The sequence below is a fragment of the Virgibacillus sp. NKC19-16 genome (assembly GCF_021560035.1).
Lineage (GTDB): Bacteria > Bacillota > Bacilli > Bacillales > Amphibacillaceae > Virgibacillus_L > Virgibacillus_L salidurans.
Genome location: NZ_CP074373.1, coordinates 2,495,342 through 2,521,629 on the forward strand (window position 1 = coordinate 2,495,342; position 26,288 = coordinate 2,521,629).

Consider the following 26,288-nt stretch of genomic DNA (forward strand, 5'->3'; position numbering starts at 1 on the left):
TTATAATTGATAAATTTTATTGCGCGTCCCCGTAGAGATGACATGCAACAAAATGGTTATCCTCTATTTCTTCAAAAGCTGGTCTGAATTCCCTGCAAATATCCATTGCATGCGGGCATCTAGTGTGAAATGCACAGCCGGCAGGTGGACTCGCAGGACTTGGCACATCACCTTCTAATATAACCCGGTCTCTTGTAATGTCGGGATCCGGCGAAGGAACTGCAGATAAAAGTGCCTGTGTATATGGATGTTTCGGATCCTCATATAATGTATCTTTTGTCGTTAATTCAACCATCCTGCCTAAATACATCACCCCAACACGATCACTGATATGCTTTACAACACTTAGGTCATGTGCAATAAAAACATAGGTTAGATTAAACGTATCGCGAAGTTCTTCCATTAGATTCAGGATTTGGGACTGTACAGATACATCCAGGGCAGAAACCGGTTCATCACAAATGATCAATTTCGGATTATTTGCCAATGCTCGGGCAATACCGATTCGCTGTCTCTGTCCTCCACTAAATTGATGGGGATACCTGGAAGCGTGATACGCACTTAAACCGACGATCTCCAGCAGTTCCTTCACGCGATCGTTCCGCTCTTTGGCCGAAGTAACCCCGTGGATTAACAGTGGCTCACTTATTATTTTTTCCACCGTATGCCTTGGATTTAAGGATGCATAGGGATCCTGGAATATAATCTGCATATTGCGTCTTAATTGCCGCATTTCTTCCGCGTTTAAGTCGGTTATATCCCGATCCTCAAACTTTACTTGCCCTTCTGTTGGTTCGATTAGTCTTAGGATCGATTTACCTGTCGTGGATTTGCCGCAGCCGGATTCACCTACAATACCTAAAATTTCACCTTCCATAACGGAAAATGAAATATCATCCACCGCTTTTACTTCTCCAACTTTTCGCCCAAAAACACCACCTCTAATATCAAAATATTTTTTTAGCGACTTAACTTCCAGTAAAGGACTTGTCATCGTTCGTTACACCTTCTTCCTTTTCGTCATATAGAAAGCAACGACTTGTTCGACCATCTCCTAAAGAATAAAGCTCTGGGCTTTCCTGGAAGCAACGGTCAAAAGCAAATTCACAGCGCGCGGCAAAACGGCAACCGACACGATCCATCTTTGGCTTTGGCACCGTACCTGGAATGGAATAAAGCTTTTGCTCCCGTTCATGAATTTTAGGCAAGGAACGGATTAGCCCTTTGGAATAGGGATGCTTTGGATCTTTCAATATTTCCCTTGTCGTACCCTCTTCCACAACCTGTCCGGAGTACATAACGACAACTCGATCGCAAATTTCAGCTACGACACCAAGATCATGGGTAATTAATAAAATGGATGTTTCTTTTTCATGATTTAAATTCCGCATTAAATCCAAAATTTGTGCCTGGATTGTAACGTCAAGTGCGGTTGTTGGTTCATCGGCAATTAATAATTCAGGATCTCGTGACATCGCCATCGCAATCATGACACGCTGCCGCATTCCACCAGACAATTGATGCGGATATTCATCAATGACAGCTTCGGGTCTCGGTATACCAACAAGCTTCAACATATCTATTGATCTGCTCCGCGCCTCTTTTTTGCTGATTTTTTCGTGAATCCGAATCGCTTCCCGCATTTGATTTCCAATCGTAAATAGTGGATCTAATGATGTCATCGGTTCCTGAAAGATCATGGATATTTCATTTCCACGCACTTTTTTCATGCGTGACTTTGAAGCGTTTACAAGATTTTCACCCTTAAAATTGATCTCGCCATCAACAATTTTCCCGGGCGGGCTTGGCACTAGTTGCATCACGGATAAGGAAGTAACACTTTTTCCGCATCCAGATTCACCAACAATGCCAACCACTTCCCCTTTATGAACGTTAATACTAACTCCATCTACAGCTGGGATTTCACCATTGTCTGTAAAAAAATGTGTATGTAAATTATTTAGTTCTAAAACAACATCTGTGTGTGACATGATCTACCCCCTTTTATAACGTCCCTGTACCATTTTTATGAAAATTTAGTAACGGTATGTTAATAATATACTGAAATTTAATAAATATTGCAAGGGATTTTTTAGGAAGTATTTACTAGAATAGGTAGATGGGGGTGCAGATTTGGTTGGGATTAAATTTTGTTCGTGTATTTATTATGGGGATAGGGATGTTATTGGGCTCGGGGTGATTCTTTCCCTCTCAGGTTGATTATCCATCCTCGAGTAATACTTCTATTCTCCGTTCGGTATACGCTCGCTTTCAGTCAATATTTCTACAATTAACCTTTTTACAAACTGCCAAAATTAGCTTATACTATTTCTAACAGTATAATAGAAAGAGGCTTAATATGCGTATTAACGAAGTTCCACTTAGAGAGAAAAGCATTGTCCTGATTGGGTTTATGGGTGTTGGTAAGACATCCATTGGAAAGTCCGTTGCCAAGAAATTATATCGGGATTTTATCGATATAGATGAAGAAATCGAAAGTAAATATGGTATGCCAACGTCCGAGATTTTTCAAACGATCGGTGAGCAAGCTTTTCGTGAAAAAGAGAAAACAACAATCATAAAAGCTTGCAAGCAAAAGCTGAAAATAATTTCCGTTGGCGGTGGGGCTTTCTTACAGGAGGAAATCAGAAATACGTGCTTAGCAGAATGTATCGTATTTTTCCTAGATTTGTCCTGGGAACATTGGCAGGAAAGGATTAGCTTACTTATTGACAGCAGACCCGTTCTACAGGGGAAAAATATTGATGAAATTAAAGAACTTTTTCATAAGAGGCAGCCAATCTATGAAAAACATCATTCTAGGGTGGAAACAGATAATCTGATTATTGAAGAGGTTGCTGATTTTATCGTGGATTCTTTAAAAACGGCTTGGGATATTCATGAACCTAATGGCGGGTGAAATAGGAAAAGGGAAGGGTGGTGAATGCCAAAAAACATCACCCATTCTCCATAATGTCCACGATTTCCTTCCTCGCTTTTTTCGCTTCAGGAATAGGATATACCGGAAAAACATGATTCATATTTGGATACTCAAAATAATTGATCTTCACGCCCTGCGCTTCTGTCATATTCTTAAATTTCCTAATATCGGGTAGCAGTACCTCATGCGTGCCAATAAACACAGAAATTTTCCCTAACCCTTTTATCTCTCCGTTGATTGGGCTGAGCATATAATAGTTCGGATTGGCATTCCCGGCAAATGATTTGCCCATTTCAGCCGCACCGTAAATTCCAATTAGGGGATCCAGTTTTTCAAATGCACGGAGATCGGGGTTTTTCATGGTAATATCAAGCCATGGTGAAAGCAAAATAATGTGTTTCGGTTGTGGCATGCCCTTTTCCAGGAGCAACTCGGCCAAAGCAAGCGCAAAACCTCCCCCGGCAGAGTCGCCCATAAAGATAAGATTATCCACACCTGACTTGCCCAGTATCTCTTCATAAATGAGAAAAACCTTGTCAAATGACTCCTGATACTGATGATTCGGCGCCTTTGGGTAAATAGGTACATAGATTGTTGCCCCAGTCTCCTTGGCTAGTTTACCTAAAAAATTCCAATGAAAGATGAGCGGCTGACTCACGTATGCCCCACCATGTAAGTAAAGGATTTGTTTTTTTGTTGGCTTGTTTTCGAAATTAAAAAAATAGCAGCTCATATCATCATATGTTCTGAGCACTAGATTAAATCTCTCACCGATTTTTCTTGGCAAAACATACGGCTTTCTATCTTTACGCTTTTGCTCCATAAATGCCGCAAGAGCCTTTTCGTCCACAAATTTTTCTTTCCCACCATAAAGGAAAAGGAATTGTTCAACCAGCTTACTTCTTAGACTTCTCACCGGACCTCTCCCCTTCTCTCTAAAAAATTCCTAATCCCGCAACGTCATCCAAGCCCTATCTCTATGCCACTCGACACGGACAGATGTACCAAAAAATTCCGATAGACATGTACTTGTTAACATAGCGGACCTTTCTCCTTTATCAAAAACTGTTCCTTGATGAAGCAGTAGCGTATGAGAAAACACTGGCAATATCTCTTCGATGTGATGTGTCACAAAAATGATGGTTGGGGCGTCTTTTTGAATTGCCAAATTATCTATCGTGGAAAGCAATTCTTCCCGCGATATAAAATCAAGTCCGCTAGTCGGTTCATCTAATATGAGCAAATCAGGTGATCCCATTAGCCCACGTGCAATAAGAATTTTTTGCTTTTCTCCTTGGGAACATGTTTGATATGTACGGTTTGTCAAATGACTGCAGCCAACCTGTTCCATAATTTGATACGCCTTCTTGTAGTCTTCGTTATTAGGAACATCATACAATCCGATTGATGCATACTTACCGCTAACGACAACATCCTCACCATACGCCGTCCCTTTTATTCTTTCCTGTATGGACGAACTCACCCAGCCAATGGACTTTCGTAATTCTCTAATATCCGTCCTCCCAAATTGCTGATCCAACACGCTGACTTTTCCAGTTGTTGGCCAAATATAACCATTTACCATATTCAGTAACGTCGTTTTTCCCGAACCATTCAGTCCAAGTACCGCCCAGTGCTCACCCCTAGATACGTTCCAGTTCACATTAGTTAGAATCGTTTCCTGTTGTCTTTTCCAGGAAACATCCTGCATATCAATAACATTCGTCAAAACTGCTCGCCTCTTTCTATTCATTTTTATAAAAAAATAACAAGAGATCCAAAACGCCAGACCCTTGTTATTACTAGTTTTACAAATAGTGCGCCCAGAGGGATTCGAACCCCCGACACTTGGTACCGGAAACCAAAGCTCTATCCAACTGAGCTATGGGCGCATGTAATTAAATTTTTACACAGAGAATATTATAACCCTTCTATCATATTTATACAAGTCCTAGTAAAATAGTCAGACAGGTTTATTTTTGCACTAGATGGGTATGCTGGGAAGTATGATTTTTAACGAAGTATTTTGTTGAACGTTTTTGTTTGACCTTTATTGACCATTTAGGTATGATGAACATAGACGTTATGAATAAGGGAGGATTTTTTTAAAATGAATTTAATACCTACAGTTATTGAACAAACGAACCGTGGAGAGCGCGCATACGATATTTACTCACGCTTATTGAAAGACCGTATTATTATGCTTGGTAGTGGGATTGATGATAATGTAGCGAACTCCATTGTAGCACAATTATTATTCCTTGAAGCTGATGATCCGGATAAAGACATTTCGCTTTACATTAACTCACCGGGTGGTTCCATTACAGCTGGAATGGCGATATTTGATACGATGCAATTCATTAAACCTGATGTATCAACAATCTGTACTGGAATGGCAGCATCTATGGGTGCGTTCCTGTTAGCCGCTGGTGAAAAAGGAAAGCGATATGCACTTCCAAATAGTGAAGTGATGATTCACCAACCATTGGGTGGTACACAAGGTCAGGCAACAGATATCGAAATCCATGCAAAACGTATCGTTGAAATGAAACGAAAAATGAACGTGATTCTTTCTGAACGTACAGGACAACCACTGGAGGTTGTTGAGCGTGATACAGAGCGCGATAACTTTATGACTGCTGAAAAATCAGTAGACTATGGGTTGATTGACAAAATCCTAGAACGTAATCCAAACTCAGATAAATAAAATTTAAAAGGGTGCCTCAAATGAGACACCCTTTTTTTATGCTTCCGAAACAAAATTTACTAAGTGATCGAGTGCAATTTCTTCATCAGCCCCGTCCGCAATGATTGTTATTTCCTCTCCACTGGTTACGGCTAGGCTCATTAGCCCCATGATGCTTTTCGCGTTGACTTTTTTGCCTTCTTTTTCAAGAAACAAATGTGCCCCGTACCGGTTTGCTTCCTGAACAAATTGTGCAGCTGGTCTTGCTTGCAGACCTGTTTCCAATTCAACTTTCACTGTTCTATCAACCAAATTTCTCATCCTCTCCTACGTAAACGCTAACATTTATAATCAATTTTAACCGACAGTAACGCATGTCTAAACATACGATACTGCCGATTTAGGAAATTCTATTTCAATTATAACATAAAGTGAAACTTCATTCAGCGGGGGATTACAGCCCATTAATGCGTGATAAATCCGATTTCTATTTTTCCTGTAAGACTTCACCGCTTTTAAGTTTTTCTGCAAATTCGTCGATTTTTTTCAAACGGTGGTTGATACCGGATTTAGAAATTTTGCCACTTGATACTAATTCCCCTAATTCTTTTAACGAAACTTCTTGATGCTGGACGCGTAAAATAGCGATCTCTTGAAGCTTTTCCGGTAATTGATCGATTCCTACGGTGTTCTCAATTAATTTGATATTTTCAATTTGCCGAAATGCCGCACCGATCGTTTTATTTAAATTCGCTGTTTCACAATTCACAAGACGGTTCACTGAATTACGCATATCACGGACGATTCGAACATCTTCAAATTTAAACAACGCATTATGCGCACCAATTAGACTTAAGAACTCCGTCATTTTCTCAGCTTCCTTAATGTATACAATGTAGCCATTCTTACGTTCCAATGTCCGTGCTCGGAGGTTAAATTCATTTAATAACTCACATAACGAATCATTATGTTCCTGATGAAAATTAAAAATCTCTAGATGATAGGAGGATGTTTCAGGGTTATTAATGGAACCACCAGCCAAAAATGCACCACGCAAATAGGCTTTCCTGGATTCAGTCTTTTCGATATACTTTTCGGAAATGGATCGTACTAATGTATAGGGCCCCTGTAATATATCCAGGTCTGATAACAGGGTACGAACTTCTTCCTTTAAGCGTACAATATAGACATTATTTTTTTTCAGTTTCATTTTTTTACGGACTAAAAGCTCGACTTGAATGGTATAGAGTGACTTCATTAATGTATATATTCTACGGGCAATGGCTGCATTTTCTGTTTGAACATCAAGTACATATTTATCTCTTGATACAGATACAGCTCCATTCATTCGAATTAATGCCGCTAGCTCTGATTCTATACATCCCGGATCTTCTACCTCTATCCCAGTTAATTCTTTCTTTATTTCTGACGCAAAAGACAATCTAAACCCTCCTTTCAAAGCATTAAGACGTCTTGATAATCGAATACAATAAGTTTGCTACTTTTATTGTGTCATGCCTTAGTGCTGCCTGTTCGTAGTCAATAATATCCCCTTCAATAATCTCGAGTCCCATCCCCAGCAGGCGATCGGTATCATAAACAACCGGTTCCGCATTTTCTTCCGCATAGATTGCACGAACTGTTTTTGCAATTGGCTCATTATGCACAACAATCGCATCCACGCATCCCTCTCCGATATGTTTGGTGATGGCCTTGACATGTTCAGAAGCTGTATATCCTGTTGTTTCACCATCCTGGGTCATCACATTACATACATAGACTACTCTTCCGGCAGTGTTCCTTATCGCTTCATCTACTTTAGGTGTGATCATTGCTGGTAAAATACTAGTATACAAACTACCAGGAGCAACTACAACTAAATCAGCCTTTTCGATTGCCCGGATAGCATTAGGTAATGGCTCGACAGGTTGTGGGCTTAAGAATACCTCTTCTATCCGTTTATTGGAAAGGGGGATATTAGATTCCCCGGACACAATCGATCCATCCGTCATTTTCGCATGTAATGCCATATTATCATTGGATATAGGGTATATTTTCCCTTTTACATTTAAAACACGGGAAATCTCTTTGATACCCATGTTAAAATTACCAGTAACAGACGTCATGGCTGCGAGTAGCAAGTTACCCATGGAATGTCCCGATAGCCCGTTTCCTACGGCAAAGCGATGTTGAAAAAGCTCGAGTAACATAGGTTCAGCTTCAGACTGGGCTGCGATCACATTACGTATATCGCCTGGAGCCGGGATTTCCATTTCATCCCGTAATCTCCCTGTACTTCCACCATCATCAGCAACGGTAACAAGTGAAGTTAAGTGAACGGGTAAGTCTTTTAAGCCACGTAATAGAACTGGCATACCAGTACCGCCGCCTATAACAACGACACGTGGTTGCTTAGCTTGAGTCATATTTAATGTCCCTTTCTTTTATCAATATCACGATGACTGACATGTGTTATATAGTTGGGAGAGAGTTCTTTCGCAAAATGTTCGGCAAGTGTTACGGAGCGATGTTGTCCTCCCGTGCATCCTATCGCTACAACAAGTTGCGTCTTTCCTTCTTTTTTATATTGTGGAAGCATAAATTGCAGTAAATCGAGTACCTTTTCATTGAATTTCTCTGTATCCGACCATTTGAAGACATAGGAAGAAACCTCTTTATTCAAACCTGTTAGTGGTTGCAAATGGGATACATAGTGCGGATTTGGCAAAAACCTGACATCGAATAATAAATCAGCATCGATCGGCAAGCCGTATTTAAACCCAAATGAAACCATATGAACAGAGAATATTTCCTGATTATCTTCGGTGTATTTTTTGATAATTTTTTCCCGTAACACTTTCGGTTTTAGATTCGTTGTATCAATAATCCGCTGGGACCTTCCTCGTAATTCATCCAAAATTTCGCGTTCTTGTTGAATACCATTTAAAGGGAGTCCCCCGACAGCCAACGGGTGGGAACGTCTAGTTTCTTTATATCTGCTTACAAGAGATTCATCTGTTGCGTCAAGGAAGAGAATATGCTCCTGCAGCCAATCTTCTTTCCCTAACAAATCCATAGCTTCAACTAATGAGTCAAAAAATTCACGTCCCCGCAAATCCATGACAAGTGCTACCTTTCGAATATTATTAGTAGAATCTTTCATCAGTTCAAGAAATTTCGGTAGCAATGTAGGCGGCAGGTTATCCACACAATAGTAGCCTAAATCCTCAAAGCTTTGGACAGCGACCGTCTTTCCAGCCCCCGACATTCCTGTAATAATGACTAGCTTTGTTTCCTGTTCTTCGTTTTTCATTGAAAATCTCCCCTTTGAAAATAGAACCGTTAAATGGAAGGAACCAGATGCTCGTCAAGTTGGTGATTGATTTAATAATAAGACTCTTTTCTAGGAGATTGGGACTGCACCAAAGATTCGTCCCACCGAAAAGATTTGTTGCATTTGACACAAAAGATATAGACTGCGACGTAACTACTATTTGCTATAATCGCCGTTCGGGATCGCTTCGGGCGGGTGCTCTCCGCGGGCACGGCCTCAGCCTCCTCGGAAGAAAACCACTTCCTGCGGGGTCTTCGGACACGTGCTGGGACTGCGCGTAAATGCTCGCCCCACCGAAGACATTTGTTCCCGCAGGAGTCACCGCCCGGAGCGATCCCGAACTGGTAAGATGGTTTGAATATTGATTACTATTGCAATTTAGCGGCAGTACTAGACACATCAGCGGAGGAAATACACGGAGACTCCTGCGGGAGGAAAGGCATAGGTGAGACCTCGAAGTGCGATAGCACAAGAGGGCTCACCAGCCGCCCGCGGAAAGCGTAGTGTATTTCCGTAGCGGTATATTACGTCGCAGTTTCTATCACCTGCGGAAATTTAAAAGTAAAAATACTTACGAAAAGAGCCAATAATTATATCTATTACTATGCTGTGAATCATACACTGCATGACTTATTATTAATGTTACTTCCATTATAATAGAAAACTTGGCATTTAGCCATGTCTTTGGCCTAATGCGACATGATTGGACAAGATGTGGCGATTTCCAAAAAAATAGCACAGGCGACGTGCACCTGTGCAAAGAACTAATTTATTTATTAAAAGGGGGTCAATTAGTTATATTCTATTGTACCCCAAATATATTGCATGCGTGTTACAACAGCGTTAAAAAGTAATTACTTTGTGTTAATTTTTATTTCATTATTATGCATTTTGAGCTTTTAAGTCTTCCATTAAATCCTCAACATACTTGATAGCCGCTTCTGCCGCAATACTTCCATCACCTGTAGCTGTAACAATTTGTCGAAGGTTTTTTTCAAGAATATCTCCAGCAGCAAAAATACCTGGGACACTCGTTTCCATTTGTTCATTTGTTGGAATATAACCCTCTTCATTTGTAATTCCAAGTGATTGGAAAGGTTCGCTTAATGGAACCATGCCAATATAAACGAACACCCCGTCAATTGAGTGATCAAATTCTTCGCCGGTTTTTACGTTTTTTAGTGAAACACTATTCACTTTTCCTTCAGGACCATTGATTTTCGTTGCAACGGTATCCCAAATAAAATTAATTTTATCATTATCAAACGCACGATCCTGAATGATTTTCTGTGCTCGCAGTTCATCACGTCTGTGAACAATTGTTACACTATCAGCGAAGCGGGTTAAATAAATTCCCTCTTCTACCGCAGAGTCTCCTCCGCCAATGACAACAAGGTTTCTATTTTTGAAAAATGCGCCATCACAAACAGCACAATAAGAAACACCACGACCGCCGAGCTCTTCTTCACCAGTAATGCCGAGTTTCTTAAATTGTGCGCCTGTCGTAATGATCAGTGATCTTGTTTTAAATTCCTTTTTGCCGGCAATAACCGTTTTGTATTCACCATGGTCAATCACTTCTTTTATATCACCATACGCATATTCCGCGCCAAATTTCTTGGCATGCTCGAACATTTTATTCGATAAATCCGGTCCCAATATAAGGTCAAATCCAGGGAAGTTCTCTACATCTTCTGTATTCGCCATTTGGCCACCCGGAATTCCGCGTTCAATCATCAATGTGTCTAAATTAGCACGTGATGCATAAAGTGCTGCAGTCATTCCTGCAGGGCCTGCGCCTGCAATAATAACATCAAACATACGATCTTCGGACATAATATCGCCCCTTTTTTCTTCAATTATAATTAAGCCATATATAGCTTATTAAATTACCTGCGATCCGTCCATTTTTCTGCTCATATTCTACAGCCAGGGGTAAGCTTCCTTTGCTAAGTTCGGATGCTTTCTGCAGCCTTCTGTCCACAAAGCGTATGCTTCATCCTTCCTTCCAATGCGGTATGCAGCAATACTATACCCCCGGTAATAGGAAATGTGACTATTCACCAAACTTTTTGTCAGTGAGCGAAAGCGAACATAAGCATCCTGATCATATCCTGTTCTTACTAACGTCACAGCTATTCGCAGTTTTTGCTGTTCATGAATAGGATATACATTTAGTAATGCCTGAATATGATTTTCATATGCTTGTTTTCGGTTTAATTCATAATTAAATAATGCTAAATTCGTGTGGCTGTATAAAGAGGTCTGATCCTCCTCCAATATGTCCAGTTCCATTTGAATCGCATCTTCTTTATGACCAAAATAGAATAGTGCCTGAGCATAGTCATGTTTTGCTGTTTGATGTTCCGGAAATAATGTCATCATTTCTTCAATGAGCGGAAGAGCTTTTTCCCACTCTTTGTTTTCCATGTGGTAAAAAACGGTCTCCTGATAAATAAGAAGTTCATCCTCTTCCTCAAGATCCCAGTTATCATCTTCCGAGTCTTCTTCATCGATATCAATCAAATCAAGCAGTCGTTTGGCTTCCTCTGTAAAATCACCATCAGGCTCTTTATTAAGATATGTGTTCACATATTTTTTTGCATCGTTTAAGAGACCTAAATGGGCATAGTTATTTGCGATCAAATAGTAGCAATCCGTATATTCGGTTGATTTTAATACGTCTGTTAGTAGTTGATTTGCCGTATGAAACGAACCAATTTCTGTATATATAATAGACATTTGACATTGATATAAAGGTTCTCCTGGTCTTTCTTCCAGCGCTTTTTTTAGCCATTTTAAAGCAATGTCAAATTTCCTTTTTTGAAAAGCCTCTACACCTTTTGTGAAATAAAAATCACCTTCAGGAATAAAAGGGACAATATTATCTTGTTTTCCACCAGCTTTGTCCTTCACTTGCTGCATTACGTGAGCCCCCTTAATTCATAACATACACCGTTTAAGTATATCATAATTAAAGGGGGAATAATATGATAAAAATCGGCTCCGGTCTCTACGAAGACACTTATTTCACCGGGGTTACGGCTTCATATAATAGTTGATCAAGTTCTTGATTGTAATTTTCTTTTTGTTTATCATTCCAGTTCAATGCTTTTGCCATATAATTTATTACATTTTCTTTATGAGCTCTCACCCACTCAATTTCAAAGAATAATGCGCCCGTTCGACGGACAAAGAAATCCACTGGTTTGTACGCTGATTCGTACTCCATGGCATAGATAAGTTCAGCAAAAACAATTCTGTCAATGCCTGCTTCTTCCGCTGCGTCCTGTTTATTTTGATAGATGTCTAAAAGGGTCTCAATATTGGCCCCATACATCTGAATAAGGTTAAGCATTTTCTCTTCTGTAAGCCCGATTGCTTTTGCTTCATTAAGTTTGCGTTTCTTAAATTGTTCAAATCCCTTTGATCCACCCACTTCGCCTCCGGAAATCGGTAAATGCTTGGTTTCTGAATTGGAATAAAGGATTTCTTCTTCTTCTTTGAATTGCTCGGCGACCAAATCAACCGTTTCTTGAGCCATTTTTCGGTAGCCTGTCAACTTTCCACCTGCCATTGAAATTAAACCTGAATCAGATATGAAAATTTCATCCTTGCGAGATATCTCTCCCGGATTATCTGTATCTTCCTCCGCAATTAATGGGCGTAATCCTGCCCAGCTTGATTCCACATGTTCTGCCTTCATATTCAAACTTGGGAACATGTAATTTATAGCATCCAGCAGGTAATCTCGGTCGCCTTCTGTCATTAGTGGATGAGCAATATTGCCTTCATAAGCTGTATCTGTCGTCCCTACATATGCTTTATTACCACGTGGGATTGCAAAGATCATTCGTCCATCCGGGGCGTCGAAGTAAATAGCCTGCTGCAGTGGAAACGCCTCTTTTGAAAACACAAGATGGACACCCTTCGTCAGTACAAGTGATTTTCCTTGTTTCGATCCATCAACTTCTCTTAACTCGTCAACCCACGGTCCTGCTGCATTAATGATTTTCTTCGCATACACCTGATATGTTGCACCGCTTATTTCGTCCTTGACAACCACACCGGAAACTAGACCCGATTCCGCATAAATAAAGTCGATTATTTTCGCATAGTTAAGTGCATTTGCACCTTTTTGCACTGCTTTCTTTAGTACTTCAATCGTTAAACGTGCATCATCTGTTTTATATTCCACGTAAAAGCCCGCACCTCTGAGTTCTTCCTTTCTAAGAAGCGGTTCCCTTGCTAGTGCTCTTTCCGGCTTGAACATCACACGGCGTTCATCTTTATTAACACCTGCCAGGAAGTCATACACGCGTAGTCCCACATTTGTTGTAAAAGGGCCGAATGTGCCTCCTTTATGAAATGGAAGCATCATCCATTCCGGTGTAGTTACATGTGGTCCGTTTTCATACACGATTGCGCGTTCCTTACCGATATCTGCAACCATTTTAATTTCAAATTGCTGCAAGTAGCGCAGTCCGCCATGAACAAGCTTCGTTGAACGACTGGATGTTCCTGCAGCAAAGTCCTGCATCTCAAACACCGCCGTGTTCATTCCCCTCATGGCAGCATCTAAGGAAATTCCTGCACCTGTAATCCCTCCGCCAATCACCAATACATCTAGTTTTTCATTTTCTAGTTTTTTAAAAACAGCATCCCGATTATAGCTTGAAAAGTTAGACATGATTACAACACTCCTATTCACTATTTTTCCTACCTATATCTTCCCTATTTCTGCTAAACTCATGTGTTAGTAACGAAAAAACAAAAAACCGCAAAATAGACTAATGCTTTTTGACATTAGCTATTTGCGGTTTCTCCATTTCTCCGTCCAAAACAACTTATTAACTTAACCTTAGTATAACATAGCTTTACTTCTTACGTAAGCATAAGGACCTTAGTAATTCCACAAATTCGTTTTTGATGTAGAAACAGCGAATGCACCGGCGTCCAAGGCTGCTGTTACCTGTTCTTCTTTTGTTATCAAACCACCGGCTATGACTGGTATGTTCGTATACTGAGAAACTTCCTTGATAATACTTGGCATCAGACCAGGAAGCACCTCTACACAGTCAGGCTGAAATTTTTCGATCAACTTCAAATTATGATCGAGCGCTTGACTATCCAGTAAAAATAGACGCTGAATAGCTACTAATTTATGTTTCTTCGCCAAGCTGATTACATTTCCACGCGTTGATAGAATGCCATCAGGTTTCACTTCCCGGATTAAAAATTCCATCCCATATTCATCTGCCTTCAATCCTTGAATTAAATCAGCATGAATGAACGCTTTCTTATTGGCCCGCTTCGTATAATCGACAAGGCTCTTTAACTGAGAAAGACGTGTTTCCAGAAGAACAATCGTTTCATGAGAAGTCTTAAGCGCCTTATCAAAGTCCTTCATTTTCCGAATAGCGGGGAGTACCCCTGGCTGAATTTCCACTTCATTTCACCTACTTATCTAAAACGTTGCCTTCACGTTTTTCCATTTCTTCCTTTGTGTAAATAACCTTCATTGGATTGCCACCGACAAACGTCCCTGGTGCTACATCTTTATGTACCAAAGTTGCTGCAGACACAACTGCCCTGTCACCAATCGTTACACCTGGTAATATCGTCGTGTTGGCTCCAATTAAAACCTCATCCCCAATACGAACATCCCCGACCCGATACTCCTTGATTAAATATTCATGTGCTAAAATCGTCGTGTTATATCCGATGATACTATTTCTGCCAACCGTTATCTTCTCCGGGAACATCGTGTCAGGCATCACCATTAATGCAAAAGCTGTTTGATCGCCAACGTTCATATGCAGAAATGTACGATACAACCAATTTTTTGTACGCATAAAAGGGGTGTACCTTGCAAGTTGGATAACACTAAAATTTTTAACGACTTTAAAGAAGGAAACCGTCTTATAAATTTGCCACAATGAATTTGCATTTTCTACGGGAAAGCGTTCTGTCTTTCGCATCGGCTACACCTCTATGATTTTGACTCTTTTCGTAAGTATTGTTCCATTTAAATCTTCGGAGTTGATAGAAACTGTGACATAATTTGAAGGATGATGCTTTTTACCCTCGCTACGGAAATACATTCCGCCTTCCGCGGGCGGCTGGTGAGCCCCTTCGTGCTAACGCACTTCAGGGTCTCACCTATGCCTTTCCTCCCGCCGGAGTCTCCATGTATTTCCTCCGCTGGTTACTGCCCTAAATCGCATCAGTAATCTCTATGCAAAATATCACCAGTTCGGGTGAGCGAACGGCGGTTATAGTAAATAGTAATTATGTCACAGTCTATATCTTTTGTGTCAGACGCAACAATATTTTAAGAATTAGCTGTAATTTTCAACAAATCACGCATGTCTTCCAGCATGTAGGTCGGGTTGTATTCCAGAAGTCTTTCTTTTCCTTTATGTGCCCAAGCGACCCCGGCTGTTTGTACACCAGCGTTCTGGCCTGATTCAATATCATGATAGTTATCACCAACCATTAATGTCGAAGCCGCATCTGCATCTAACTCTTCCATTGCTTTTATAACGGGTTCGGGATGTGGCTTTGAATATGTTACATCATCAAGTGTAATCACAGAATCAAAAAAGACATCCAGTCCGGTTAATGTCAGTCCCATCGTAACAGCCTCGCTCATCTTCGTTGAAACTACCCCGAGTTTTATACCATTGTCCTTTAACTGTTCGATTGTCTCAACAACTTGCGGAAAAGCTTTTACATAGTTGTCATGGTTAGCATGATTATGAACGCGATAGGTATCTATCATTTGGTCTGCTCGTTTTGAATCTATTTTTTGAAATGTATCGACTAATGGCGGACCATTAAATTCAATTATTTCTTCTTTTGTAAATGCTAAATTATAGTGCTTAAATGTATGATTAAAGGACGCGATAATTAACTCATTTGTATCAATCAGCGTACCATCAAGATCAAAGAGTATTGTACGAATGCTCATTTACTACTTCCTTCCCTTTCTTGGAATCGATCCGTTTCCATATAAATGCGATACTCATGGTCAGTACGATAGCTGTGACCAATCGAATGATAAGCAATGGCCACACCGGGATACCTAGTGGGATGAATATCAGCGTATCCTCAACAACCGCATGACAGGATACTAAGAATATAAGTGCGAGATACATATCCCTTTTTGATACGCCATCTTCCTTCACCGCCTGGATCATTAATCCTGCTCCATAGGCCAGACCAATCGTTAGTCCTGCCACAAGTGTCATCGACGTATTTTTTTCCATGCCCAGTACTTTTGTAAACGGAGCGAATTTATTTGAAAGTACAGTCAACCAGCCTTTTTCTCGCAGGAATTGCATGATAACCATTAACGGAATAACAATGGCTGCCAGTTGCGCAACAGCAACAGCCGCTGTCTGTATACCTTGGAGCGTAATTTCACCCCAGCCTGCTGGTACCGCCTCAGAGGATGAAATAAGTCCGTATTCTGCAAGTTCAGCCCCACCATTCCACATTAGATTAATGATGACAGCTGAGAATAACGCCAGCCCGATGCGTATCCCTGATATCAGCCACCAGCTTACACCTACTTTTGATGCAACCGCTGATTCAATAAATAAATTATGGGAAAAGGAAAGCATCACCGCTAGTATAAATACTTCCTTCACCGTAAATTCAAACGATACAATCGCGGCTATTCCTGCATATAAATTCAGTGCATTACCCAATACCAAAGGAACCGCTGCTTCACCTGATAATCCAAGCAGCCCCATCACAGGCGTTAATTTTTCAATAATCCATGGAAGGACCGGTGTATATTGTAGAATGGTTACAATTAATGTGATCGGGAAAATAATTTTTCCTAATGCCCAGGTTGTTTTTAAGCCTTGTTGCAGACCTCGATACATAATTGCAGACATACATTAAAAACCTCTTTTCTCGTCTCCACTTTATTTTTTCTTATGTCGTTTCTTTTTCTTATTCTGATTTACATTCTTTTTACCAGGAATCTTCACATCATTATAGCGTTTTGTGTCACCAGTACGTCGGCGATAGATGATGAGAATAATTGCACCAACAATTAATAAAATCGAAATCACTTGTGCCATGCGAAGTTCGCCAAATACATATAAACTGTCTGTACGCATTCCCTCAATAAAGAAGCGACCAATCGAATATGTGATTAAGTAGCTTAAGAAAACTTCACCACGCAATGGATTATATCTACGCAATACCAAAAGGAAAATTAATACAAGTATATTCCAAAACGATTCATATAAAAAAGTCGGGTGGTACATGACACCATCAATAATCATTTGATTCATAATGAAATCAGGTAAATACTGATGAAAACTTTCATATGTAGATTGAGCTATTTCCCCGCCATGGGCTTCCTGATTCATAAAGTTTCCCCAGCGACCAATTGCTTGCCCAAGTATAAGACCAGGTGCAGCGATATCCGCTAATTGCCAGAAGGATTCCTTTCTCACACGTGCATAAACAATCGCTGTAAGAACAGCTCCGATTAATGCGCCATGTATTGCAATTCCACCTTCCCATATCGCAAAAACACCCCACCATGGGCCATCAGCATAACGCTCCCATTCAAAGATAACATAGTAGATTCGAGCAAAGATAATGGCAATCGGAGCCGCAAACACAACTAAATCAATCATGATATCTTTTTTCATACCGAGACGATCTGCTTCTTTTGTTGCTACATACAATCCGAGAAATAAACCGGCTGCTATAATCACCCCATACCAGTATATGGTTAATGAACCGATTTGAATAAACACAGGATCAAGGGCTGGTGCACTATCTGGCATTACAATTCCTCCTATTCGATATCATCTGTTTCTCCTTTTTCGATCATTGTCGTTAATCGATCTGTGAATTCCTGTGCCGTGTTTATCCCCATCCGTTTTAGGCGAAAATTCATTGCTGCAACTTCAATAATGACGGCAAGATTTCTGCCGGGACGAACAGGAATTGTAACTTTTGGTAAATGTACATCCATAATTTTCATTGTTTCTTCTTCGATACCAAGACGATCATATTGTTTTTTCTGATCCCATAATTCCAGGTTTACAATCAGTGAAATCTTTTTATAACTTCTGATTGATCCCGCACCAAATAAAGTCATCACATTAATAATGCCTAAACCACGAATTTCCAGTAAATGTTTAATGAGCGGTGGGGAGTTTCCGATTAATGTATCATAATCCTCTTGGCTAATTTCCACACTATCATCTGCCACAAGCCTGTGTCCTCGTTTTACGATTTCGAGTGCTGCCTCACTTTTTCCAACACCACTTTGCCCTGTAATAAGCACACCGACCCCATTAATATCAACAAGTACACCATGAATAGCAGTCGTTGGAGCAAAAGCTGTTTCCAGGTAATTGGTTAATCTGCTTATGACACGTGTCGTTTGCCTTGGCGATTTCAAAATGGGAACTCCCGATTCATTAGCTGCTTCAATCATCACTTCCGGAATATCCATCCCTCTTGATATGACAATCCCTGGGGTAATATCTGTGCAAAGATGTTCGACACGATCCTTCTTCTGTTCATCTGTGAGCTCCAGAAAATATGCCATTTCTGTTTTACCAATTAACTGCAAACGCTCCTTTGGATAATATTTGAAGTATCCTGTCATCTCAATGCCAGGACGTGAAATGTCACTCGTAATAATTTCTCTATGTACACCGTCTTTTCCCGCAACCAGGGTTAGATTAAAATTTTCCAGTAAGTCTTTTGTCTGAACCTTTGTCATTATTCACACCTCCTAAATGCGACTGAATATAACTGCTTTTTATTGTAGCATATTTTTGAGAGAAAAACGCTATTCCATGATTGATTTACAGCAATATAACCGCAGGATATTAAAAAACGCAGGCAGGGTGCCTACGCATTTTATCTTACAGTGTCTTTAACTAAACTGTTTAAAAGTAAATTTATAATGGAAATGAGAATGGATGCGATAATCGCTGTGCCAAATCCTTCAATTACAAAGGAAGCATCCATTAGCGCCTGTGTAATCATCAGCGTGATGGCATTGATCACAAACAGGAATAAACCAAGTGTAAAAACGGTTATCGGCAACGTGAGGATAACCAAAATAGGTTTTACAATAGCATTTAAAATAGATAGAATAAAACTTGCCAACAGCGCCGTGCCAAACCCTTCTAGTTGGAAAGAATCAAATAATTGCGCCACAGCAATAAGTGCCACCGCATTTAAAACAATCGAAACAATCCAGCGTAACAGCATTAGTAAATCTCCCTCTCATTGGGTATGATGAAAATTGCTACGATATAAGCCAGTGTAAGTGGGAGAAATCCTGTTATAAACAATAACACAACAAATAATAACCGAATAATCGTCGCATCTATATTAAAATATTCAGCAAGACCTCCGATAACCCCTGCGATCATTCTGTTTGAGTTGGATCGATACAGTTTTTTCATAGGAACCCATACCTCCTTGTCTTTTTATTTTCCCTTAAAGGTGTCGTTTATAAACATTCATAATTAGTATATGCTAGTTTGTGTAGGAATGTACTTTTTAATCAGAGGTTGGGTGGAAATTAGTTTCGATATACCGAGCTTATTTAGACTCTTGATTGGTTGATTGAAAAAGCTCTCCCGGTTTGGTGTGTTGCTCTCCCGATTTAGTACTGCTGTCTCCCGTTTCGGTGCGATGCTCTCCCGATTTGAAAAGGCGTTCTCCCGATTTAACACTGCTCTCTCTCGTTCCTATCAATCTTCAAATTCCCAAATAAAAAATTCCTCTGTGCTAAATCTCCTTTTAATATCTTCATCTATTGTCTGCTCTTTTGGTTCAAATTGTCGCAAAACCCCAGTGGCTTGAGAATCGTGGGCACGTATTGCTTCCATTTTTTTATCAAAGTGATTGGAAATATCATTCATGATGTCAGGTTTACCAAGTTCCTCTTGATAATTATTTGAAATTGCCTGCGTCCAAACGACTGGGCGTTTCTGGTCATTCATTAACCGCACAGCTTCAATCGCTGCTGCGCCTAATGCATTATGATCAGGGTGTACTGCATAATCCGGATAATGTGTAATAACAAGACTTGGCTCGATTTTTTCCAAGATGCCTTTTAGATGTGCCGCCACTTCATCTCGATCTTCATATTCCATTGTTTTATCCCGATAGCCTAGCATTTGTAAGTCTACGTCAAGCACTTTGCATGCGTTGATCAATTCTTCCTTGCGAATCTCCGGTAATGTTTCTCGATTAGCAAATGGCGGCGTGCCCATATTTCTCCCCATTTCACCCAATGTTCCACATAAATAGGTGACCGGGACGCCTTGCTTGCGAAATTGTGTAATCGTTCCTGCTGCTCCAAAAGACTCATCATCCGGATGTGGATAAATAATGACTACATGTTTTTCCACTTCTATCACCGTCCTGTTCTAATAATCAAAAGGTGCTTCGCTAATTTCCAATGCTACCATTAAACGGCCCTCACGGTCATGGCCTGCAAGAAGTAATTTATTATCTTCGGTTATTTCCCAGTCCGTTAAGCCCTCTGCATAAATCCAGCCAATTTCCAGTTTTAATCCCACGCGGTGGATATTCCCGTCTTTGACTATTTTTGCCTGGTTAAAAGACACTTGCGCATTTCGTATGTATGCACCAACATTATATGCCTTTTTATCCAAATGGCTTGCATAGGCCCCGTTCGTTGTCTCCAAATGAACATATACCTGCTTATCTGTAAAATGATCTAAACTTTTCTGTACATTATTCATGTCAATTGGTTTCATTAATCTCTTCCTCCCAACACACTTCTCTATTTACCTTACCGAATGGAAAGAAGCGCGTCAAAAATTACGTTTATTACTCCGTAAAATCAAAAGATAGCAAGCCTCCCTGCCTGCTATCTTCATCCATTATTTCTTGCCGGATCCCGAACCTACTTTTTCTTTTTCAGCAAGTGCGTCTTCCATTCGCTTCCGGTCTCGTTCTAAAACAGACTTTAAGTAATGTCCTGTGTACGATGCCTCGTTGTCAGCAATTTGTTCAGGGGTTCCGGTTGCAATGATTTCCCCACCGCGATCTCCCCCTTCAGGACCGAGATCAATAATATGATCGGCTGTTTTAACAATGTCCATATCATGTTCGATAATCAAGACCGTATTTCCTTTATCAACCAACCGTTGCAACACACTTAATAGCCGTTTTATATCATCAACATGTAATCCCGTCGTTGGTTCATCTAAAATATAAAATGATTTACCAGTAGACTGTTTTTGCAGTTCACTTGCCAACTTCACGCGCTGCGCTTCCCCGCCAGATAAAGTTGTTGCAGTCTGACCAAGTCTAATATAACCAAGACCAACATCATAAATGGTCTGCAGTTTCCGTTTGATTTTTGGAATAGGGGCAAAAAAGTCCAGTGCTTCTTCGATCCGCATATCCAACACATCAGCAATACTTTTTCCTTTGTATTTCACTTCCAGTGTTTCACGATTGTATCGTTTTCCATGACACACATCACAAGGCACATAAACATCGGGAAGAAAATGCATTGCAATTTTTATGATTCCATCACCACGACATGCTTCACAACGGCCACCTTTCACGTTGAAGCTAAAGCGCCCTTTCATGTAACCGCGTATCTTCGCATCATTCGTTTGAGCAAACACATCGCGAATATTGTCAAATACACCGGTATATGTGGCAGGATTGGATCGTGGTGTCCGACCTATTGGCGATTGATCAATATCGATGATTTTATCAATTTGATCCAAACCTTTTATTTTTTTATGTTTCCCCGGTTTATACTTAGCACGATATAGTGTTTTTGCCAATGACTTATATAAAATATCATTCACTAGTGTACTCTTACCAGATCCAGACACACCAGTTACCACGGTTAGCAAACCTAGCGGGAATTTGGCAGTAACATTTTTCAAATTATTTTCCTCTGCCCCGACAATTTCAATCTTCTTTTGCTTATCCTGTTTGCGACGTTTTGCAGGTATTGGGACAAAATTTTCACCGGATAAGTACTTACCTGTCAATGACTTTTTGTTTTTCATTACTTCTTGAGGTGTTCCGCTGGCAACTACTTCACCGCCATGTTCACCGGCGCCAGGCCCAACATCAACCAACCAATCTGCAGCAAGCATGGTGTCTTCATCATGTTCAACAACAATAAGTGTATTATCTAAATCACGCATGCGCTTCAATGTAGCAATCAACCGATTATTATCCCGCTGGTGAAGACCGATGGATGGTTCATCAAGTACATACAACACCCCGGTTAATGCTGACCCTATTTGTGTAGCAAGTCGAATTCGCTGCGCTTCCCCTCCGGACAAGGTCCCTGCTGCCCGTGACAATGTTAAATAATCCAATCCAACATTATTCAAAAATTCAAGGCGGTTGTCAATTTCCTTTAAAATCATTACTGCGATTTGCTCTTCTTTTTCAGTTAAATCAAGGCCTCTGATAAAGTCATTCGCTTCTACAACTGAATAATCCGTTACCATGCTGATATGTTTTCCGTTGATCAATACAGCCAATGCTTCCTCTTTCAAACGGTATCCTTTACAAGTGGGACAATTTTTTTGCGCCATATATTTTTCCAATGTCTCCCGGGTAAAATCAGAGGATGTTTCCCGGTAACGTCTACCAATATTATTCATGACACCTTCAAAATAGATCATATTATCCCTGATCTTGCCAAAATCATTCTCATAATAAAAGTGGATTTTTTCCTTCCCACTTCCATATAAAATGATGTCCATTTGATCTTTCGGTATTTTATTCACAGGGGTATCCATGTTAATGCCATAATGCTTGCAGACACTTTTTAGTAATTGTGGATAATACTGGGAACTAATGGGTTCCCATGCTGCAATCGCATGCTCGTTTAATGTCAAGTCCCAATCTGGAATCACCAGTTCAAGGTCAACTTCCAGGTTTGTTCCCAACCCGTCACAGGTCGGGCAGGCACCAAATGGGCTGTTGAATGAAAATAAGCGCGGCTCCAGTTCCCCAATGGAAAAACCGCAAATCGGACAAGAATGATTTTCACTAAATAATAATTCTTCCTCTCCAATGACATCAACTATTAATTGTCCTTCTCCAAGCCCTAGCGCTGTTTCGATCGAATCACTTAGACGACCTTCCACACCTTCTTTGACAACAATGCGGTCAACCACTACTTCAATCGAATGTTTTTTATTCTTCTCAAGCTGAATATCATCCGTCACCTCACGCATTTCGTTGTCCACACGCATACGAACATAACCTTCCTGCTTCAGCTTTTCAAAGGTTTTTACGTGTTGGCCTTTTCGCCCTGAAATAATAGGTGCTAAGATTTGCATCTTTGTTCGTTCTGGATATTCTAGAATCCGATCAACCATTTGCTGTATTGTTTGTGAACTGATCTCAATCCCGTGATTTGGACAAGTTGGACGTCCAACACGTGCAAAAAGCAAGCGTAAATAGTCATAGATTTCAGTTACTGTTCCAACCGTAGAGCGTGGATTTCTGCTCGTTGTTTTTTGATCAATGGAAATGGCCGGCGACAGCCCATCAATGGCGTCGACATCCGGCTTATCCATTTGACCTAAAAATTGACGCGCATAGGCGGAAAGCGACTCAATGTAACGACGCTGGCCTTCTGCGTAAATAGTATCAAACGCCAGGGATGATTTCCCCGACCCGGATAAGCCTGTCATAACAGTCATTTTGTTTTTTGGAATGGTTACATCGATATCTTTTAAATTATGTGCTCTGGCGCCTTGTACGCTAATAGATTTACTAGGCATATCCTAATCACGCTCCTGCTTTAAGCTCAAGTAAAATATCACGAAGCTCTGCCGCTTTCTCAAAGTCAAGCGCTTTTGCAGCTTCTTTCATTTCTTTTTCCATTTGTTCGATAGCATTTGATTTCTCTTTGCCTGATAGTTCTGTTAGGCTCTTTGTCTTTTCATTGTATTCTTCCTGATCCTCTGCTGCAACTGTTGCACGTATGACATCACGGACTTCCTTCTTGATGGTTGTTGGTGTAATATGATGCTTTTCATTATATGCCATTTGTATATCGCGACGTCGATTGGTTTCATCAATCGCCGCCTGCATCGAATCGGTAATTTTATCAGCATACAACACCGCTTGGCCGTTTTCATTTCGGGCGGCTCTTCCCATTGTTTGAATTAAGGAGCGCTCGGAACGCAGAAAGCCTTCCTTATCAGCATCCAGTATGGCGACAAGCGAAACCTCGGGAATATCCAATCCTTCACGTAATAGGTTTATGCCGACGAGCACATCATATTTTCCAACCCTTAAGTCACGAATAACCTCGATCCGCTCCAGTGTTTTAATCTCCGAGTGGAGGTAGGCAACTTTAAAGCCAAGTTCCTTTAAATAATCTGTAAGGTCCTCTGACATTTTTTTCGTTAACGTAGTGATAAGAACCCGTTCGTTTTTCTCACTTCGTTGGTTGATTTCACCAATCAAATCATCAATCTGCCCATCGATGGGACGTACATCAATCTTAGGATCCAGTAACCCCGTCGGTCGGATAATTTGCTCCGTCACCTCTGGCGCATGCTCCCTTTCATAAGGTCCGGGTGTTGCTGAGACGTATACGAGCTGATTTGTTTTCTCCTCAAATTCTCCAAATTTCAATGGCCGGTTATCTAAAGCAGAAGGAAGCCTGAACCCATGATCAACAAGCACCTGCTTCCGTGCCTGGTCCCCATTATACATCCCTCTTACTTGCGGCAAAGTCGCATGTGACTCATCAACCACAACGAGAAAGTCATCCGGGAAGTAATCAAATAATGTATACGGGGTTGCGCCTTCTTCTCGGAGTGTTAAATGCCTGGAATAGTTTTCGATACCTGAACAAAAGCCCATTTCCTGTAGCATTTCAATATCATAATGGGTACGCTGTTCAATCCGTTGTGCTTCCAGGAGTTTATCTTCTTCCCTCAGTACTTTTAATCGTTCTTCTAATTCTTGCTTAATATTTTCGATTGCTTTTTTTAGTTTTTCCTCTCTGGTTACATAGTGCGATGCCGGGAAAATAGCTACATGTTCTCTGTCACCAATAATTTCTCCTGTTAATACGTCTACTTCTCTGATTCGATCTATTTCATCACCAAAGAATTCAAATCGAATACAATGCTCCTCCCTGGAAGCTGGAATTACCTCAACAGAATCCCCGCGCACGCGAAATGTCCCGCGCTTAAAATCAATGTCATTTCTTGCATATTGTATATCGACTAGATCACGCAACAGGCGATCCCGGTCTTTTTCCATTCCCATTCTTAGGGAAAGCACCTGGCTATTGTATTCTTCGGGAGAACCTAACCCGTATATGCATGAGACACTGGCAACAATTAATACATCATTTCTTTCAAAAAGGGATGATGTTGCCGAGTGACGTAATTTATCTATTTCATCATTAATACTTGCATCTTTCTCGATAAATGTATCTGTGGATGGTACATATGCTTCAGGCTGATAATAGTCATAAAAACTAACAAAATACTCCACAGCATTGTTCGGGAAATATTCCTTAAACTCACTATATAATTGGCCGGCTAATGTTTTATTATGGGCAATAACTAATGTCGGTCGATTAATTTCCTGTATGACATTTGACACTGTAAAGGTTTTACCTGTCCCTGTTGCACCAAGCAATGTTTGATGCCGCTGTCCGGCCTGAACCTTTTCAATGATTTCTTTAATCGCCGTTGGCTGATCACCAGATGGCTCATAATGCGACACAAGCTCAAATTTATTTTCCATAATGCAAGCCTCCGTTCTTAGCTATAACTACAGTTTACCACACTTTCATATTATTTTAACATAAGCGCGAACGAACATTCGACCTTTTTGCTTTAGGACCTATTTCGCACCCTTGCTTTTGAAAAAAAGGTATAAAATGCGACGTAACTTGAAATTAAGATTGATGCTTTTCCCCGCTACGGAAATACATTCCGCTTTCCGCGGGCGGCTGGTGAGCCCCCTCGTGCTGGCGCACTTCGGTGTCTCACCTATGCCTTTCCTCCCGCCGGAGTCTTCATGTATTTCCTCCGCTGGTGTTCCGGTTACTGCAGCTAAATTGCATTAGGAACCAATATTCAAAATTTCGAGCCACCTCACTAGTCCGGGTGAGTGGAGGGCAGTCGACTCCTGCGGGAACAAATGTCTTCGGTGGGACGAGCATTTACGCGCAGTCCCAGCACGTGTCTGAGGCCCCCGCAGCGGCGGTCTTCCGCGAGGCAGGTTAAGTTCGCGACGTCCTGTCGCAACACCTGCACTAGCACGTCCTGTGCGTC

25 protein-coding genes and 1 tRNA gene are annotated in these 26,288 nt (G+C 40.7%); 2 read left to right on the forward strand and 24 right to left on the reverse strand.

From position 1 onward, the window contains the following. Window positions 1–16: 16 nt before the first annotated feature. Together KFZ58_RS12870 and KFZ58_RS12875 are read right to left on the reverse strand one after the other, a co-directional pair. Window positions 17–994 carry an ABC transporter ATP-binding protein gene (locus tag KFZ58_RS12870; protein ID WP_235791704.1) on the reverse strand — a complete coding sequence of 326 codons (978 nt, stop codon included), beginning with the start codon at window positions 992–994 and terminating at the stop codon, window positions 17–19. After that, the gene (locus tag KFZ58_RS12875; protein ID WP_235791705.1) at window positions 969–1,991 is read right to left on the reverse strand and encodes an ABC transporter ATP-binding protein; all 1,023 of its coding nucleotides are present in this window, start codon (window positions 1,989–1,991) and stop codon (window positions 969–971) included. The genes KFZ58_RS12870 and KFZ58_RS12875 overlap by 26 nt, the downstream gene beginning before the upstream one ends. Window positions 1,992–2,359: 368 nt before the next feature. On the opposite strand from KFZ58_RS12875, the gene KFZ58_RS12880 reads away from it, so the two are divergent. Further along, entirely contained in the window at window positions 2,360–2,920 is a 561-nt protein-coding gene (locus KFZ58_RS12880) for a shikimate kinase (RefSeq protein ID WP_235791706.1), read from the forward strand. A gap of 37 nt (window positions 2,921–2,957) precedes the next feature. Here the strand turns inward: KFZ58_RS12880 and KFZ58_RS12885 are convergent, their stop codons facing one another. The 3 genes from KFZ58_RS12885 to KFZ58_RS12895 form a co-directional block, all read right to left on the reverse strand. Then, window positions 2,958–3,857 carry an alpha/beta hydrolase fold domain-containing protein gene (locus tag KFZ58_RS12885; protein WP_235791707.1) on the reverse strand — a complete coding sequence of 300 codons (900 nt, stop codon included), beginning with the start codon at window positions 3,855–3,857 and terminating at the stop codon, window positions 2,958–2,960. 30 nt (window positions 3,858–3,887) lie between these two features. Further along, complete coding sequence (locus KFZ58_RS12890; protein WP_235791708.1) at window positions 3,888–4,670, reverse strand: ABC transporter ATP-binding protein; 783 nt, start codon at window positions 4,668–4,670, stop codon at window positions 3,888–3,890. A gap of 89 nt (window positions 4,671–4,759) precedes the next feature. Then, window positions 4,760–4,833 (reverse strand) — tRNA-Arg (locus KFZ58_RS12895). Between the two features lie 218 nt (window positions 4,834–5,051). On the opposite strand from KFZ58_RS12895, the gene clpP reads away from it, so the two are divergent. Next, on the forward strand, window positions 5,052–5,648 hold the full coding sequence (gene clpP, locus KFZ58_RS12900; protein WP_235791709.1) for an ATP-dependent Clp endopeptidase proteolytic subunit ClpP: 597 nt from the start codon (window positions 5,052–5,054) through the stop codon (window positions 5,646–5,648). Between the two features lie 36 nt (window positions 5,649–5,684). Here the strand turns inward: clpP and KFZ58_RS12905 are convergent, their stop codons facing one another. The 19 genes from KFZ58_RS12905 to uvrB form a co-directional block, all read right to left on the reverse strand. After that, on the reverse strand, window positions 5,685–5,939 hold the full coding sequence (locus KFZ58_RS12905; RefSeq protein WP_235791710.1) for an HPr family phosphocarrier protein: 255 nt from the start codon (window positions 5,937–5,939) through the stop codon (window positions 5,685–5,687). Between the two features lie 175 nt (window positions 5,940–6,114). After that, window positions 6,115–7,068 carry a DNA-binding protein WhiA gene (gene whiA, locus KFZ58_RS12910; protein ID WP_235791711.1) on the reverse strand — a complete coding sequence of 318 codons (954 nt, stop codon included), beginning with the start codon at window positions 7,066–7,068 and terminating at the stop codon, window positions 6,115–6,117. A gap of 22 nt (window positions 7,069–7,090) precedes the next feature. Further along, window positions 7,091–8,053, reverse strand: a complete 963-nt coding sequence (mgfK, locus tag KFZ58_RS12915) for a gluconeogenesis morphogenetic factor MgfK (RefSeq protein WP_235791712.1) — start codon at window positions 8,051–8,053, stop codon at window positions 7,091–7,093. A gap of 2 nt (window positions 8,054–8,055) precedes the next feature. Further along, complete coding sequence (gene rapZ / locus KFZ58_RS12920; protein ID WP_235791713.1) at window positions 8,056–8,940, reverse strand: RNase adapter RapZ; 885 nt, start codon at window positions 8,938–8,940, stop codon at window positions 8,056–8,058. A gap of 903 nt (window positions 8,941–9,843) precedes the next feature. After that, on the reverse strand, window positions 9,844–10,797 hold the full coding sequence (gene trxB, locus KFZ58_RS12925) for a thioredoxin-disulfide reductase (protein ID WP_235791714.1): 954 nt from the start codon (window positions 10,795–10,797) through the stop codon (window positions 9,844–9,846). Between the two features lie 87 nt (window positions 10,798–10,884). Beyond that, window positions 10,885–11,886, reverse strand: coding sequence for a tetratricopeptide repeat protein (locus tag KFZ58_RS12930; RefSeq protein ID WP_235791715.1), 1,002 nt, complete (start codon window positions 11,884–11,886; stop codon window positions 10,885–10,887). A gap of 100 nt (window positions 11,887–11,986) precedes the next feature. Further along, on the reverse strand, window positions 11,987–13,651 hold the full coding sequence (locus KFZ58_RS12935; RefSeq protein WP_235791716.1) for a glycerol-3-phosphate dehydrogenase/oxidase: 1,665 nt from the start codon (window positions 13,649–13,651) through the stop codon (window positions 11,987–11,989). Between the two features lie 213 nt (window positions 13,652–13,864). Next, the gene (locus KFZ58_RS12940; RefSeq protein WP_255694861.1) at window positions 13,865–14,410 is read right to left on the reverse strand and encodes a glycerol-3-phosphate responsive antiterminator; all 546 of its coding nucleotides are present in this window, start codon (window positions 14,408–14,410) and stop codon (window positions 13,865–13,867) included. Between the two features lie 10 nt (window positions 14,411–14,420). After that, window positions 14,421–14,942 (reverse strand): acyltransferase, encoded by a 522-nt coding sequence (locus tag KFZ58_RS12945; protein WP_235791718.1) that lies wholly within the window; start codon window positions 14,940–14,942, stop codon window positions 14,421–14,423. A 353-nt stretch (window positions 14,943–15,295) separates the two neighbouring features. Beyond that, window positions 15,296–15,934, reverse strand: coding sequence for a pyrophosphatase PpaX (ppaX, locus tag KFZ58_RS12950; RefSeq protein ID WP_235791719.1), 639 nt, complete (start codon window positions 15,932–15,934; stop codon window positions 15,296–15,298). After that, entirely contained in the window at window positions 15,909–16,868 is a 960-nt protein-coding gene (locus KFZ58_RS12955) for a nucleoside recognition domain-containing protein (RefSeq protein WP_235791720.1), read from the reverse strand. The genes ppaX and KFZ58_RS12955 overlap by 26 nt, the downstream gene beginning before the upstream one ends. A 30-nt stretch (window positions 16,869–16,898) precedes the next feature. After that, complete coding sequence (gene lgt, locus KFZ58_RS12960) at window positions 16,899–17,777, reverse strand: prolipoprotein diacylglyceryl transferase (protein ID WP_235791721.1); 879 nt, start codon at window positions 17,775–17,777, stop codon at window positions 16,899–16,901. Between the two features lie 11 nt (window positions 17,778–17,788). Continuing rightward, window positions 17,789–18,727, reverse strand: coding sequence for an HPr(Ser) kinase/phosphatase (hprK, locus tag KFZ58_RS12965; RefSeq protein WP_235791722.1), 939 nt, complete (start codon window positions 18,725–18,727; stop codon window positions 17,789–17,791). Between the two features lie 140 nt (window positions 18,728–18,867). Further along, window positions 18,868–19,224 (reverse strand): phage holin family protein, encoded by a 357-nt coding sequence (locus KFZ58_RS12970; RefSeq protein ID WP_235791723.1) that lies wholly within the window; start codon window positions 19,222–19,224, stop codon window positions 18,868–18,870. Next, the gene (locus KFZ58_RS12975; protein ID WP_235791724.1) at window positions 19,224–19,421 is read right to left on the reverse strand and encodes a PspC domain-containing protein; all 198 of its coding nucleotides are present in this window, start codon (window positions 19,419–19,421) and stop codon (window positions 19,224–19,226) included. The genes KFZ58_RS12970 and KFZ58_RS12975 overlap by 1 nt, the downstream gene beginning before the upstream one ends. Before the next feature lie 291 nt (window positions 19,422–19,712). After that, the gene (bshB2, locus tag KFZ58_RS12980) at window positions 19,713–20,375 is read right to left on the reverse strand and encodes a bacillithiol biosynthesis deacetylase BshB2 (protein WP_235791725.1); all 663 of its coding nucleotides are present in this window, start codon (window positions 20,373–20,375) and stop codon (window positions 19,713–19,715) included. Window positions 20,376–20,393: 18 nt separating this feature from the next. Then, window positions 20,394–20,747 carry a YojF family protein gene (locus KFZ58_RS12985; protein ID WP_235791726.1) on the reverse strand — a complete coding sequence of 118 codons (354 nt, stop codon included), beginning with the start codon at window positions 20,745–20,747 and terminating at the stop codon, window positions 20,394–20,396. Between the two features lie 126 nt (window positions 20,748–20,873). Further along, complete coding sequence (gene uvrA / locus KFZ58_RS12990) at window positions 20,874–23,765, reverse strand: excinuclease ABC subunit UvrA (RefSeq protein WP_235791727.1); 2,892 nt, start codon at window positions 23,763–23,765, stop codon at window positions 20,874–20,876. Window positions 23,766–23,772: 7 nt separating this feature from the next. Beyond that, window positions 23,773–25,755: an excinuclease ABC subunit UvrB gene (uvrB, locus tag KFZ58_RS12995; RefSeq protein ID WP_235791728.1), complete on the reverse strand. Its 1,983-nt coding sequence runs from the start codon at window positions 25,753–25,755 to the stop codon at window positions 23,773–23,775. Window positions 25,756–26,288 lie beyond the last annotated feature (533 nt).

What these genes read in the sequence shown, in the direction of transcription:
- KFZ58_RS12870 (WP_235791704.1), bottom strand. Translation starts at nt 994, where the DNA reads ATGACAAGTCCTTTACTGGAAGTTAAGTCGCTAAAAAAATATTTTGAT.
- KFZ58_RS12875 (WP_235791705.1), bottom strand. Translation starts at nt 1,991, where the DNA reads ATGTCACACACAGATGTTGTTTTAGAACTAAATAATTTACATACACAT.
- KFZ58_RS12880 (WP_235791706.1), top strand. Translation starts at nt 2,360, where the DNA reads ATGCGTATTAACGAAGTTCCACTTAGAGAGAAAAGCATTGTCCTGATT.
- clpP (WP_235791709.1), top strand. Translation starts at nt 5,052, where the DNA reads ATGAATTTAATACCTACAGTTATTGAACAAACGAACCGTGGAGAGCGC.
- mgfK (WP_235791712.1), bottom strand. Translation starts at nt 8,053, where the DNA reads ATGACTCAAGCTAAGCAACCACGTGTCGTTGTTATAGGCGGCGGTACT.
- rapZ (WP_235791713.1), bottom strand. Translation starts at nt 8,940, where the DNA reads ATGAAAAACGAAGAACAGGAAACAAAGCTAGTCATTATTACAGGAATG.
- trxB (WP_235791714.1), bottom strand. Translation starts at nt 10,797, where the DNA reads ATGTCCGAAGATCGTATGTTTGATGTTATTATTGCAGGCGCAGGCCCT.
- KFZ58_RS12930 (WP_235791715.1), bottom strand. Translation starts at nt 11,886, where the DNA reads ATGCAGCAAGTGAAGGACAAAGCTGGTGGAAAACAAGATAATATTGTC.
- KFZ58_RS12935 (WP_235791716.1), bottom strand. Translation starts at nt 13,651, where the DNA reads ATGTCTAACTTTTCAAGCTATAATCGGGATGCTGTTTTTAAAAAACTA.
- KFZ58_RS12945 (WP_235791718.1), bottom strand. Translation starts at nt 14,942, where the DNA reads ATGCGAAAGACAGAACGCTTTCCCGTAGAAAATGCAAATTCATTGTGG.
- ppaX (WP_235791719.1), bottom strand. Translation starts at nt 15,934, where the DNA reads ATGAGCATTCGTACAATACTCTTTGATCTTGATGGTACGCTGATTGAT.
- KFZ58_RS12955 (WP_235791720.1), bottom strand. Translation starts at nt 16,868, where the DNA reads ATGTCTGCAATTATGTATCGAGGTCTGCAACAAGGCTTAAAAACAACC.
- lgt (WP_235791721.1), bottom strand. Translation starts at nt 17,777, where the DNA reads ATGCCAGATAGTGCACCAGCCCTTGATCCTGTGTTTATTCAAATCGGT.
- hprK (WP_235791722.1), bottom strand. Translation starts at nt 18,727, where the DNA reads ATGACAAAGGTTCAGACAAAAGACTTACTGGAAAATTTTAATCTAACC.
- KFZ58_RS12970 (WP_235791723.1), bottom strand. Translation starts at nt 19,224, where the DNA reads ATGCTGTTACGCTGGATTGTTTCGATTGTTTTAAATGCGGTGGCACTT.
- KFZ58_RS12975 (WP_235791724.1), bottom strand. Translation starts at nt 19,421, where the DNA reads ATGAAAAAACTGTATCGATCCAACTCAAACAGAATGATCGCAGGGGTT.
- KFZ58_RS12985 (WP_235791726.1), bottom strand. Translation starts at nt 20,747, where the DNA reads ATGAAACCAATTGACATGAATAATGTACAGAAAAGTTTAGATCATTTT.
- uvrA (WP_235791727.1), bottom strand. Translation starts at nt 23,765, where the DNA reads ATGCCTAGTAAATCTATTAGCGTACAAGGCGCCAGAGCACATAATTTA.
- uvrB (WP_235791728.1), bottom strand. Translation starts at nt 25,755, where the DNA reads ATGGAAAATAAATTTGAGCTTGTGTCGCATTATGAGCCATCTGGTGAT.